The 12,551-nt window shown below is 59.8% G+C and carries 6 protein-coding genes; 3 read left to right on the top strand and 3 right to left on the bottom strand.

Features of this window, described 5'->3' with window-relative positions; genetic code table 11:
* Positions 1–38 precede the first annotated feature (38 nt).
* Positions 39–6,569 (bottom strand): NEL-type E3 ubiquitin ligase domain-containing protein, encoded by a 6,531-nt coding sequence (locus P2T68_RS07080; protein ID WP_277379193.1) that lies wholly within the window; start codon positions 6,567–6,569, stop codon positions 39–41.
* A 63-nt stretch (positions 6,570–6,632) separates the two neighbouring features.
* Positions 6,633–7,772: an OpgC domain-containing protein gene (locus tag P2T68_RS07085; RefSeq protein WP_069075341.1), complete on the bottom strand. Its 1,140-nt coding sequence runs from the start codon at positions 7,770–7,772 to the stop codon at positions 6,633–6,635.
* Between the two features lie 223 nt (positions 7,773–7,995).
* Between P2T68_RS07085 and P2T68_RS07090 the strand changes: the two genes are divergently transcribed.
* From P2T68_RS07090 to P2T68_RS07100, 3 genes are read left to right on the top strand one after another with little or no spacing between them, the layout of a single operon-like run.
* Positions 7,996–8,370 (top strand): GtrA family protein, encoded by a 375-nt coding sequence (locus P2T68_RS07090; protein WP_024073669.1) that lies wholly within the window; start codon positions 7,996–7,998, stop codon positions 8,368–8,370.
* Positions 8,367–9,323, top strand: coding sequence for a glycosyltransferase family 2 protein (locus tag P2T68_RS07095; protein ID WP_024073670.1), 957 nt, complete (start codon positions 8,367–8,369; stop codon positions 9,321–9,323). Before P2T68_RS07090 ends, P2T68_RS07095 begins: the two co-directional genes overlap by 4 nt.
* Complete coding sequence (locus P2T68_RS07100; protein ID WP_024073671.1) at positions 9,313–10,833, top strand: glucosyltransferase domain-containing protein; 1,521 nt, start codon at positions 9,313–9,315, stop codon at positions 10,831–10,833. The genes P2T68_RS07095 and P2T68_RS07100 overlap by 11 nt, the downstream gene beginning before the upstream one ends.
* Before the next feature lie 39 nt (positions 10,834–10,872).
* Here P2T68_RS07100 and P2T68_RS07105 read toward each other — a convergent pair whose 3' ends face one another.
* Complete coding sequence (locus P2T68_RS07105) at positions 10,873–12,492, bottom strand: FMN-binding glutamate synthase family protein (protein WP_277379194.1); 1,620 nt, start codon at positions 12,490–12,492, stop codon at positions 10,873–10,875.
* Positions 12,493–12,551: the final 59 nt, after the last annotated feature.

Here is a 12,551-nt window from a genome sequence, read left to right on the forward strand (position 1 = left end):
TCATTGTCCAGGGGCAGCCACGGCGGCCCCTGGCGTGGTCACGGACGTCGCATGGCGTGAACCGCCGCTTCGGTCAACTGCCTGATCAGGCGCTGGCGTTCGGCGGTTTCCAGGTCGATCAGCGCTTGCAACCGGTCCAGGTATTCATCCGAATGCTTGTCGGGCACTTCCCGGTTCAACTGCTCTTTTTGGTACCGGGTCACGTTTTTGATCGTCATGAACGGTTCGGGGAACCGGCGTTCCAGGTACCTGAGCCAGAAGTCCCGAGTCTTGTACGACTCCAGCAGCAACGAGGGCGTGTCCAACGCGCGCAGCGTCTGTCGGGCGGCGGTGATATCGGCTTCGCGCACACCGTAGGTCTCCACGGTGTACAGCATCTGCTCGGTGGCAATGGGCAGGTTGAATTCCTCGCGTAGCCTGACCCGATAGAACAGTATGATTTCTGCCGGGTCCGGCGGGGTGTAGCGGGGAGTGTCGGCGTACGCTTGATTCAATCGACCGATGTGATTTTCGGCGAGTCGATCCAGGTGCTCGAGGAAATACACCTGCCTGGCCAGGCCCAGCAATTCCCGATCGATCCGATCCTTGTCGTGGCGAGCGAGGGTCTGGTGAGTACGGTACATCAGTTCCATGTTGCTGAAGGTCAGGATGGCGCCGTCGCCACAGGTACCCGCCGCATAGGTGTTGAGAAACACCGTTTCCCGCAGTTCGGTGGAGTCTCCCAGTGCATTGAGCAACCGCCAGACCCGCAGGCTCAGGTTCTTTTTGATCTGCCCGCCTTGCCTGTAATCCAGCGATTGGGTCAAGTCTGCCAGGACGCTGAATACATCATCGGATCGAGCACCTTCATGGCTGGCCAGTGCTTGCCAGAGTTCTGTCGCCGTTCCCCACTGAACCCGGTCCAGGGCATCGAGCCACGGCGTGACATCAGGCGCCACGGCCACGAGGTCCGCCGCAGCGCCCTGCATGCTGTTGCCCCTCTGGGCGTTGTACCGCGCGATACGTTGCCGGGTTTGATCCGACAGCGGGTTGCCGCGCAGCTCGATATTGCGGTTTCGCAGGAACGCCCCTGGATGGGTAAAGACCGCTTCGGGGATATCGGTGATCAGATTGTCCCGCAGGTTCAGGCTGGACAACTCGTCATGTGTGGCGGCGCCCACCGGCCATTGGCTGATACCGGTTTCCCTTAGATCGAGGGTATGCAGTTGGGGCATCCGAGTGATATCGGGAGCAATGCCCAGGGGGTTGCCGCTGAGCTGGAGGGCCTTCAGGTTGACCATGCCTGCCAGGCGGGTGGCGGAGTCTGGGGTCAATACAATCGCGTTATCGCTCAGGTTCAGAATGGTGAGGCTGGTCATGTCGGTGACCGAGGTGGGCAGCTCGGTTAACAAGCAGTCGAGGTGCAGGTAGCGAAGCCCGGAAAACTTGGCGAGGAACGCATTGCCGTTGGCGGGGAAGCGGTTGCCTGAGAGCCTCAAGTGTTCGATATGACTGAAACCGGTGGTTCCCGTGAGAAAGGACGCTGGGGGCAGATCGTTCTCGTCGAGCTGCAGTTGCAGCGACGAGGTATACATCAGGTGTTCCACGTATTGCTGCGGTTCTTCGCATCGCCAGGCCCGGCGCAATTGGTTGGCGATGTAGCGACGTTGGCCGAGGTTCAAGCCCAAGGGGTCTACCTGCGGGTCATCGATGGCTTGCGGCGTGTCGCTCCAGCGGGACAGCTCGATGTCCATGGTGCGGAATTCGGCCTGCCGCCGGTCCAGCTCGATCAACAGATCGGGTTCACTCAGGCCCAGGCCGCGGATCAGGGCATTGGCGGTAGTGTTGTCGAACCGGGGATACAATTCCTGCACCCGGCTCACCAGGTCTGGCGCTCGTTGGCCACCGAATGGCCAGAGCCAACTGAAAACGGGATACGCCAGGAATGAGCGGTCCAGGCCCATGGCCGGTTGCAGCCAGGGTTGCAGATGGGGCAGGCCCAGCAGGCTTTTCATTTCTACGCGCTGGGAGAATGCCAGGTTGGCGATCTGCGCCTGGAGCTCGGAAAGGTCGAGTTCGTCGGTGATCCCCAGTGATGTCCGTTCGCTAGCGCCCAGGGTCTGGACGATGGCCGGGAGCAGGTTGCTGCCGCTGCCGAGCGGAGCGGCAAGGGCCGTGCCTTGAGGGCTGTAGGGGTGGTAGACCGCGCCTTTCTTGACCAGCACTTTGCGGTTCGTGCCGGCCGCGTCTCCCGCACCTTCGATGCTGGGGCCGTTGAAATGCCTGTCGCGTACCTTAATGCGCAGGTCCGCGGGCCAACCGGTTACGGCCTTGAGCAGGTGCAGGGTGATCTTGTCGCTGTCCGGGTTGACCAGGCTGTCCATGTACAACCCTTCGAAGGCGCGATTCAAGCGCACTTCGTGGGCGGTCAGCCGGGCTTGTTCGGTCAGGCGCAGGCTGGTCTTGCCGTGTTCATGCAGTTGCTTGAGTTCGCGAGGGGTTGCATGGCCCAGGATGCCCTCGATAGCGCTGTTGGGGAGTTCGGCATGTTGGGTCTTGAATTGCTCTCGCAGTGCATGGGGACGGTACTGTTCACTTTCCTTGTAGAGCGAATCGAAGAGTTGGTTCGTGTGATCCTGTGCGAACGTGACGACTTTTTGCACCAGTTTGAACAGCCGCTCGTCAGCCAGGCTGGGCAACTCCCCGAGCAAGGCGTTGATCAGCGCGTCGTGGCGGGTGAGTTCGTTCAGTAACCGGCCTTCTTTGTAGTGTTGCTCGGTCACGTTGATCGTTTCAACGTTGGTCGCCTGCGTCGCGGGGTATTGGTAGCGCACCTGGTTCCGAGGGCCGAGGATCTGCAACCTGTGGCTGTCTGGCCACCCCGGCAACCCGGAGATAATCAACAGTTGCAGCTCCGGGTTGGCGTCCTTGCTGTTGGGGTCCACCCGCAACGCGTCGATGAAGTGTTGGATCTGTTGTTCGATCTTGAAGCGTTTGCTGGTGTCGGCGAGCAAGGGCGGTGCCGGGTGACCGGCGTGGTGGACCTCGCGCAGGACATGCGCCGGGGTGTCGGTCAGGGCCAGGATGCGGTTGGCCTGTTGCTGGGTGACCGTGTAGTGCGGGTGGCCCAGGCGATGGAACAACTGATGAGTGTCCCACGCCATCGGCTGCTCGCTGGCCAGCCGCCAGGCGCCCTGGCCGTTGTGCTCCAGAAGCGGGGTGTCGACCCCGAGTTTGCTGGGGTGTTTAAGCCGCCACTTGAACAGGGTTTTATCGAACGTGACCTGGTAAAGGCGGCCCGAAAGTGGCAGGTAGTCCTTGCCCTCAAGGGTGAAAAGCCCGTTGGCGCTGGGCGGGAGGTGCGATGGCAGCATCAGGTCGTGTTCGTACTGCATTAACGATCCATTGAGCAGGCTGACGAAACCTTCGGGGTTGCGTCGGGCGCTCATGGTATCGCCCAGGGTTTTGCGCAGGCCCTTGGCATCGGTGGCGCTGTTCATGCCCAGTAGTTCGCGCTCGTGAGGCTGGAGCACCGAGGCAATGGCCAGGTAAAAACTGTCGTGGGCGGGCGAGACGGGGATCTCTCCACCATTGGCAATGTCGTAGGCCTGGTAGAGACCGTTGGGGTAAAAGCGCAGGTTCACCGTGCGATCGTCCGGGCCGCTGGGCACGTAGGGTTTTCCCAGGGCGACCTCGGTGATCACGAAGGGACGCTTGAGTGTGCCGCGTATCAGGGAGCCGGCGATCTCCCTGGCCCATAGGTCAGTGTCTGCATTGAATTCGCGTGGGTGGTACAGGGCGTCGATGATCGCGTCGATGCGCAATGCGGTGCGGTGATGATCGATGACGTCAACAAACGCAGTGGGCAGTGTGCCGCCCGCGAGAAAAGCCTCCTGCTGGCGCGCCGTCAACGGGTGTTGGCCCAGTATCAGATCCAGGTTGGCGGCGGTCAGGGGCGGGTTGAGGTCGCGCAGTTTTTTCAGCAAGGGCGTGAGGGGGGCCAGGGACCGTGACACCTTGACCGGCAGAAACCGTCGGGCGCCGGGGGCGACGCTCAGTTCGGCTTTTTCGTAGCCCCAGTAATTGAACAGGGCCGAGAACAGGGTGAGCCTCTCGGTGCGTGCCAATGCCGCGACCTGTTGGCGCACGGTGCTGATGCGCTGGGCTTCGGAGGCGCCGGGCTGGCCTTCCTTGCCCAGGCTCGAACCCCCTGGCTGCTGGCGAATGATCAGTTCAAGCAGGTGTTCGTTGCTTTCGGGGCCAATGCTCTGTGGGCTCAGGCCCGTGTAACTGCCATCGTCACGGCGCTTGAGGTTGATGGTGTGCGGGCGCGATGGTGGTTGTCCGGTCTTGCCATAAGTCTCGATCAGCGTGCCTTGTGGGTCGTGGATGTTGAGCAGCGTGTCGGCCGGCCAGCCGCTCAATTGCGTCAGCAGGCAAAAGACCGCGCTGTCGGCATGCGCGGGCAATTGGCCGGGCAAGGGGAACTGCTCGATGACGTGCTGGATGACCCGGTCGACTTGCAGGCGCCTGACCCCTTCGATCAGGTTCAGTGGTGCAGCCTCGGCGCGCCAGACGTTATCCAGGGTGGTGCGCGTGGTGGCGGTGCTGCGCAGCATATGTTCAAGGTCTTGCGGAGTGAGGGGCGACGCGCCGTTGGGCAGCATGCGTTGCACCAACTCAAGGTTGGAGAGGGTATGGGCGTTCTGCAAATCGAAGGTCCACGCCTGGGTCGCCGGGTCGAAGACAATCGCCGGGGTATATCCGTCGGTGGCTTTGATGAGTACGTAGCGTTTGCTCAACGGGTCGAACCGGACCTCGACCAGCACGTCCATTTCGCCCTGGCACAGTTTGGCGTAGTGGCGTGCATTGAACGTATAGATGCCCAAGGCGTTGGGGGTGGTCCCGTCGACCAGGCGTTGATTGTCATGGGCATAAGGCTGGGCGTCGGGTTTCCATAGCCCATGGGTGCCGTCGGGACGTGTGATTTTTTGTGGGTGACCGAGTTTTTCCAGGTATTGGAGCATGCGCTGGCGATGGACGCGGCCCGCCGTTGAGATCAATTTGCCGCTGATCGCCAGGTCAGCGACATCGGCCAGCGCCGAGGCAAATCCACTGGCTTCGCCTTTAGCCAACTCATTCACGCCCTGGGCGACGCTGTAGGTCAGGCTGCCCATCACCGCGAGTTGCATGACCCGGTTCATGCCCGTGACGCCGCCGGGCAGGGGTGTCAGCAGCAATTGCAGCACTTCTGCGGCGATGGCTGCCACCGCGTCCTTGAGCGCTTGCCAGTCCTTCTCGGCGCGTGTTTCGGCCAGGGTATCCAGGTCTGCCTGAAAGCGCTGGACCTGCCGGTAGGTATAGGCCTGCACCAGGGAGACTTCACGACTGGGCTTGATATCAGTGCTGAAGCGGATGTTGTCGAGGGTTTTTTTCGGGAACGCGCGGTGAAATGCGTTATAGAGGCTCCCCCCCAGCCAGTTGAACCGTGTGAGCGGCTCCTGTTTGTCGATCAATGCTTTGAACACCGACATGCCGACCAGGGGCAATTGCCGGGCGAACCAGCTCAGGTCTTTGTGCTCGTGACTCTGGTGCAATTGCTCCCGAAACGCGCGTTCGGCAGCCTGGGCGTCTTCGTGGTAGCGCAGCGCGCCGCCGGGGCGGAAGGGGAAATAGGACAACACGCCCAGGCTGGCCACCCGGATCAAGAACAAGGGCGTGGGTATGCTGGTTTCCCAGGGCACGAAGGGCACCGCGATGATGGGTGTGACGCCGGAACTCAGGCTCAGGGTGTCGAACGGCAACTGTGGGCCGTCGCCGCTGATGGCGGCGTCCAGTCGGTTGAAGTGCTCCAGGGTGACGCCGGTGGTGGCGCGGTTGCGGTAGGCTTCGATGGCCTCGAAGCGCAGGCTGGCTTTGGCGCAAGCGGCGAATAAGGGGCGCAGCGGGCCATCGGCGGCCATGGCGATTTTGGTTTTGTCACGCAATTGGCCGCCCAGATCCAGTTCGCGAGCGACCTTGATAAAGGTTGCCGCGCTCAGGCTTCTGTCGTTGTCCGGCCCGACCACATAGCTGGCTTCGACCACGCTGAAACCCGAGTCGCCGTGGATGGCGTGGGTGAAGCCAAAGTTCAGACACGCGGCCTCCCACAGCGACAGCTGCTTGAGATGATCGATGTAATGAAAGTCGTATTGGGCCCGACGCTGTCGGGTGGTTCTTCGGGTTAACTCTTCCCTGAGGCTTATCGCCTCATCGGGTGGGTCCCAGGGGAAGGGTTGCTCGCGTTTCTCCTTGTAGCGGGTGAACAGGGTGTATTGCTCGGGGTCGCGCCCACCGAGTTTTTCCCGCAATTGCGCCAGGCCCTCGGCCTTGAAGTCCTGGGTATGGGCTTGCTGGGCGTCTTCCAGGGCCTTGTGGGCGTCCAATGCCTCGCGCTGCAAGGTGAGGTATCGCGTTCGTTCCTGCGCATTCAAGCTGCTCAGGGCTTGAATCACGTTGTGCTGGATCTGCTCGAGGGCCTGTTGTTGGGACCAGGACGCGCTGGACTGCAAGTTTCCTGATAGCCCATTGAGCAGTTGATAAGTGGACATGTGCCATAACCTTTCACGAAAGTGGAAAGGTTCATGGAAGCATCGCCCGCGGCCTCGCTGGCGCTAACTATTTGTTAGGTGGGCCGCGCGGGTGCGCAATGTTTCATCCAGGCACTTGTTGTAGTCCAGCCAGGCCGCCAGCAACGCCATGATCAACACGCCCGATAGCGCACTGAACAACTGCATGGCCAGCGCGTCGCCGGCCAGGGCATTGAGCATGTCAGCCAGCGGTGCCAACAGCACCCCCAGGCAGAACACCTCCAGGGAATAACGGCCCATGCGGCAGCACTGCTGCGCCAGCCAATGGTGGGCCCAGCGGTCATGGGGCAAGAGTTTGGCCGTGACATAAGCCAGGGCCAAAAAGTGCAAGAGACGCACGGGCGACAGGTCGGTTTTGCTGATGGGGTACAGCAGGTCGCCGAGTGCCGCTGGCATCAGGGCGTCATGGAACTCGGGCCAGCGCCAGGAGAGGGTCAGGAGCCCGGCCAGCAGCAAGTAGAGGGCGGCTGCGACAAACAAGGGCTGACGAAGCCGACCCTGTGTTTGCGCCGGGTGCGGCTGGCTGGCATGGATCGCCGCAGCGCCGCCGAGCACAAACAGCAACTGCCAGGTGACGGGGTTGAAGTACCACACACCGTCGGCAATCGCCCGCAGATTCCAGCCCAAATGCGGGGCCAGCAGGTAGACCGCCAGCGACACGCTGACTACCGCCCACGTGTTGCGCAGCAACAGCGGGAGCACCAGCGGCAACCCCGCCAGCAGCACGATATACAACGGTAGCGGGTCCATCAGGTTGGGCTTGAAGCGCAGCAACAGTTCATCGGTGAGGGCTTGCTGCGGGTGGGTGACGAAGTGCGTCAGGCCCATTTCTTCGACCAGGTCGCGGGTCTCCACATGGCTGTTGGCGAAGAAGACGATGCCCATCAGCATCGCCAACAGGAAGATATGCACCACGTACAACACCCAGGCGCGGCGCAGGATTTTCAACGAAGCCAGCCAGTAGCCGTCGCGTCGCAGGATCTTGCCGTAGGCCAGCACGGCGGCGTAACCGGCGAGGAACACAAACACTTCTGCCGCGTCGCTGAATCCGAAATTGCGCAGGGTGATTTGGCCGAGAGGGTTGTGGGGGACGTGATCCCAGAAAATGAAGATCAACGCCAGGCCCCGAAAAAAATCGATGCGTGGGTCGCGTCCGTTCAGCATGGCAGCGGGCTCTTGAACAATAGGTTTAGTAATGACCGGTGCAGGTGGGAGTTGTCATACGCCGCACGTCGGGCGGGCGCAGGTTGGCGGTATTTGTAAGCAATTGCAAAGGCTGGGTATTTCTGAATGTCTCAAGTCTACGGGTGGGCTACCTGTTAAGTCTGACAGTAGACGTATCGCGTTTGCCGTGGCCTGCTGGAACGGGACGCGACAGGGCAACGGTATGACCAGACTGTGGAAGGGATTCTCCCGCTATACGGCAATTGGTATCGCCAATACGGTGATCCATTGGCAGCTGTTTTTTGTCTTCAGGGTGGCGTTTGAACTCAATCAGGCTGCGAGCAACTTTTTCGCGTTTTGCGCCGCTGCGTCCTTCTCCTTCTATTTGAATGCGATTTACACCTTTGCCATGCCGGTGTCGCTGCCGCGTTATGCACTTTTCATGCTGTGCATGGGAGGGGTGAGCCTGGCCGTGGGTTGGCTTGCCGATCGCTGGCGCCTGCCGGGGCTGGTCACGGTGGTGGCGTTCTCGCTGGTGAGCCTGGTGTGCGGTTTCCTGCTGTCGAAGTGGGTGGTGTTTCGTGAGCGTGGGCAATGAAACTCTCTCTGGTGGTGCCGCTGTTTAATGAAGAGCAGGCGGTGAAAGTGTTTTACCAGGCTGTTCGACAAGAGCCCGCATTGCGCGATTACACGGTCGAGATCGTATTTATCAACGACGGCAGCACCGATCGCACCGCCGAAAACACCCGGGCGATCGCCTTGGTCGACCACGACGTGGTGTTGATCAATTTATCGCGTAACTTCGGCAAGGAAGCAGCACTGTTCGCCGGGCTTGAACATGCCAGGGGGGACGCCGTCATCCCCATGGATGTCGACCTGCAAGACCCGGTCGAAGTGATCCCGCAACTGCTGGCCGAATGGCAGAAAGGCGCGGATGTGGTGCTGGCCAAGCGCCGGGACCGCTCCACTGACGGCTACCTCAAGCGTCACAGTGCGTCGCTGTTCTATCACCTGCTCAACCATATCGCTTATCCCCACATCGAGGAAAACGTCGGCGACTTCCGGTTGATGGACCGCAAGGTCGTGGACGTGATCAAGGCCCTGCCCGAACAGCAGTTGTTCATGAAAGGCGTGTTGTCCTGGGCCGGTTTTGACGTGGCCATCGTCGAATACAACCGCGCCCCGCGTGTAATTGGCCAGAGCAAGTTCAACGCCTGGAAACTGTGGAACCTCGCGCTGGATGGCATCACCTCGTTCAGCACCTTGCCCCTGCGGTTATGGAGCTATATCGGTGGCTGTATTTCGCTGCTGGCATTGGTGTATGCCGGGTACCTGGTGCTCGACAAAGTGCTGTTCGGCAATGCGGTGCCGGGGTATCCGTCGTTGATGACGGCGATCTTGTTCTTGGGCGGGGTGCAGCTGATTGGGATTGGGATATTGGGCGAGTATGTGGGGCGGATTTATATGGAGGCCAAGCATAGGCCGAGGTATGTGGTGAAGGACGTGATACGGAGCAGAGCGACCGAGGAGGGCATGCGTCATGTGGAATGAACCGGTATTGACTAAAAAACAGGTGGTGGTGTTCTTCAGTGTGGTTTCACTGATTTATGTCTACCCCGTCATTCGCGCGGACTATGCCTATATCGATGACAGTTGGCGCTCTTTATTACTGGCGGGAGACGGTTGGAAAAATCAGGGACGAATCTTGCTGGAAGTGCTGCATAAGTTTTTAACCTTCACCGGCGGCACCACCAATATATTTCCTTTGCCATTATTGATTTCTGTATTTGCCATGGTTTTGGCTATGACACGCCTGACGTGCTGGTATTTTCCGACGCCAAGTTGGGTTGCCTGTCTGGTGGTATTGCCTGTTCTATGTAATCCGTTCTTTCTGGGTAATATCGCCTATCAATACGATGGTCCTGGAATGATACTGGCGGTGGCGGCGGTTATTTATGCGATCACCTGTACAGTCGAAAACGTGTTTCTGCGCGGGTTGGTGGCGGCAGTGTCGATGGCTGTAACGCTGGCGTTATATCAGTTGACGATTACCCTGTTCATCGGCCTTTGCTGTATTGAGTGCTTGTGGGGGGTGAGAAACAGGATCGAGGTCAATAGCATTCTGTATACATTGCTCCAGCGCGGGTTGCAGTTGCTCTGCGCAGGCTTGATCTACTATCTGACGGCTTATCAGTTCATCACCAGTCATCGCGGTGACAGTATCCTGTTCGACGCGAACTGGCTCAGTGTCGTACAAAGAAAGTTCCTATTTTCCATGGGCAGTATTTATTCACTGGCGAATGCCTGGAACGCTGCTTTGTTTGTGGGTTTGCTGGTTGTCGCGAGCGTGGGGTTATTATCCTGGCTTGCAAGTATCGCTACGCTGCAAGGCCGTCCGCTGGGGAAAATAGTGGTCTTGATTGCGTGCCTGGGCGTTCTACCGGTTTTGTTGTTATGTGTGCCAGGGGCTATCTTGTTTTTGGCCGAACCTAACTTGGATGCCAGAAACTATATTGGTTTTTCTGCCGTGTTGGTTTTGTTGCTGTTACTGAGTTACGACGTATTAGGCCGGGTCTGGAAACCATTGCGCGTGCTGTTAGTGATGCCGGTGCTGTTCATGTTTTCATTCTGCTACGCCTTTGGGCAGGTATTAATAGCCAAAAAAGAGCTGGAGACGGCCGTGGCCCAATACATTGCCTATGACATTGTTGCTCACGAGTCACTGAGCGCCGCACCGATTTTTTATTATGTCGGTCCCCTAACGGCGGGTAACTGGTTGCCACGAGGTCACGCGGCAATGACGTACATGCCATCCCTGAGGTATCTATTGAGTGATGCTAATACCTTGCTGCATCCTCAATTCATGACCCGGTTAGGCATCAATAATGTGGTGGAGGGTGACCGGGAGAATTTTGAGGCTGCCATCGCTGCTGGCAATCGCTATAGCCGAGTGGTGGACAGAAAGTTCTATTCGATTTACCTGACGGAGCAGGGCGGTTTTATTGTGTTCAAGGAAATTCTCGACCCTGAAGACTACACCCTGCAACTCAATGAAAAATGAGCGCAGGCATGGGCGCCGAAAGCCGGCGTCCATGCCTCGTTAAGCGGCCGTCACCTCATGGGCCTCAAAACTATCCGCCCGAGCCATCTGCCACATGCGCGAATAAAACTCGCCGTTCACTTCCCCAGTCAGCAACTCACCCGGCTTGAGGAACACATGCAACTGCGAGAACAGCTTGATCTCGGTGGCCGACATGCGTCGCACCAAGTGCTTGGCTGACAGCTGCGACGGATGGTCCAAACCCGCGGCAGCGAGCATTTCGGCGAGGGCCTTGAGGGTGTTGCGGTGGAAGTTGAATACGCGCTGGGCCTTGTCCGGCACCACCAGGGCGCGTTGGCGCAGTGGGTCCTGGGTGGCGACGCCGGTCGGGCATTTGTTGGTGTGGCAGCTTTGCGACTGAATGCAGCCGATGGCGAACATGAAGCCCCGCGCCGAGTTGGCCCAGTCGGCCCCGATGGCCAGCACGCTGGCGATATCGAATGCGCTGACGATCTTGCCGCTGGCGCCCAGCTTGATCTTGTCGCGCAGGTTCAGGCCCACCAGGGTGTTGTGTACGAACAGCAAGCCATCACGCAGCGGCACGCCGATATGGTCGGTGAACTCCACGGGCGCGGCGCCGGTGCCGCCTTCCTTGCCGTCGACCACGATAAAGTCCGGGAGGATGCCGGTCTCCAGTATGGCCTTGGCGATGCCCATGAATTCCCACGGGTGGCCCAGGCAGAACTTGAAGCCCACCGGTTTGCCGCCGGACAGTTCGCGTAACTGGGCGATGAACTGCATCAACTCGATCGGTGTGGAGAACGCGCTGTGGCGCGAGGGCGAGACGCAGTCTTCGCCCATCAGGATGCCGCGCGTTTCTGCGATCTCCTGGGTCACTTTGTGCTTGGGCAGGATACCGCCATGGCCGGGCTTGGCACCCTGGCTCATCTTGATTTCGATCATGCGCACTTGCGGGTTCTGCGCCTGTGCGGCGAAGCGTTCTGGGTCGAAGCGGCCGTCACTGGTGCGGCAGCCGAAGTAGCCGCTGCCCAGCTCCCAGGTCAGGTCACCGCCGTTTTCACGGTGATAGGGGCTGATGCTGCCTTCGCCGGTGTCATGGGCGAAATTGCCCAGCTTGGCGCCCTGGTTGAGCGCGCGGATCGCGTTGGCGCTCAGGGAGCCGAAGCTCATCGCCGAGATGTTGAACACCGACGCGGAATAGGGCTGCGTGCATTGCGGGCCGCCGACCATCACGCGAAAGGTGCTGGGGTCGCTCAGTGGCGCCGGACGCATGGAGTGGCCGATAAACTCAAAGCCCGACTGGTACACATCGATCAGGGTGCCGAAGGGTTTGTCGGCGGTTTCATTTTTGGCCCGTGAGTAGACCAGCGAGCGCTGGGCGCGTGAGAAGGGCAGGGCGTCGCTGTCGGATTCCAGCAGGTACTGGCGGATTTCCGGGCGAATCGCCTCCACCAGGTATCGGATATTGCCCAGGATCGGGTAGTTGCGGCGCACCGCGTGGGGGCTTTGCAGCAGGTCGAACAGGCCGATCAGGCTGAGGATGCCGGTGACTATCGTGATGGGCCACAACCATTCATATTCGATAAAAGGCAGGCTGGCGAGGGTGAAAATGACGCATACGGCAAAGAAGGCGTAACGGCTTAGCAAGGACAGGCTCATACGGTTACCTTGGGTTCGGACTCTTCAGGTCGGTGCCGCATTCTGCTCCCGGAGGGAAA

Origin of the sequence: Pseudomonas sp. G11 (assembly GCF_029457515.1) — a bacterium.
GTDB classification, from domain to species: Bacteria; Pseudomonadota; Gammaproteobacteria; order Pseudomonadales; family Pseudomonadaceae; genus Aquipseudomonas; species Aquipseudomonas gorinensis.

Coding starts and splice junctions, on each gene's coding strand:
- P2T68_RS07080 (WP_277379193.1), bottom strand. CDS start 6,569: ATGTCCACTTATCAACTGCTCAATGGGCTATCAGGAAACTTGCAGTCC.
- P2T68_RS07085 (WP_069075341.1), bottom strand. CDS start 7,772: ATGCTGAACGGACGCGACCCACGCATCGATTTTTTTCGGGGCCTGGCG.
- P2T68_RS07090 (WP_024073669.1), top strand. CDS start 7,996: ATGACCAGACTGTGGAAGGGATTCTCCCGCTATACGGCAATTGGTATC.
- P2T68_RS07095 (WP_024073670.1), top strand. CDS start 8,367: ATGAAACTCTCTCTGGTGGTGCCGCTGTTTAATGAAGAGCAGGCGGTG.
- P2T68_RS07100 (WP_024073671.1), top strand. CDS start 9,313: ATGTGGAATGAACCGGTATTGACTAAAAAACAGGTGGTGGTGTTCTTC.
- P2T68_RS07105 (WP_277379194.1), bottom strand. CDS start 12,492: ATGAGCCTGTCCTTGCTAAGCCGTTACGCCTTCTTTGCCGTATGCGTC.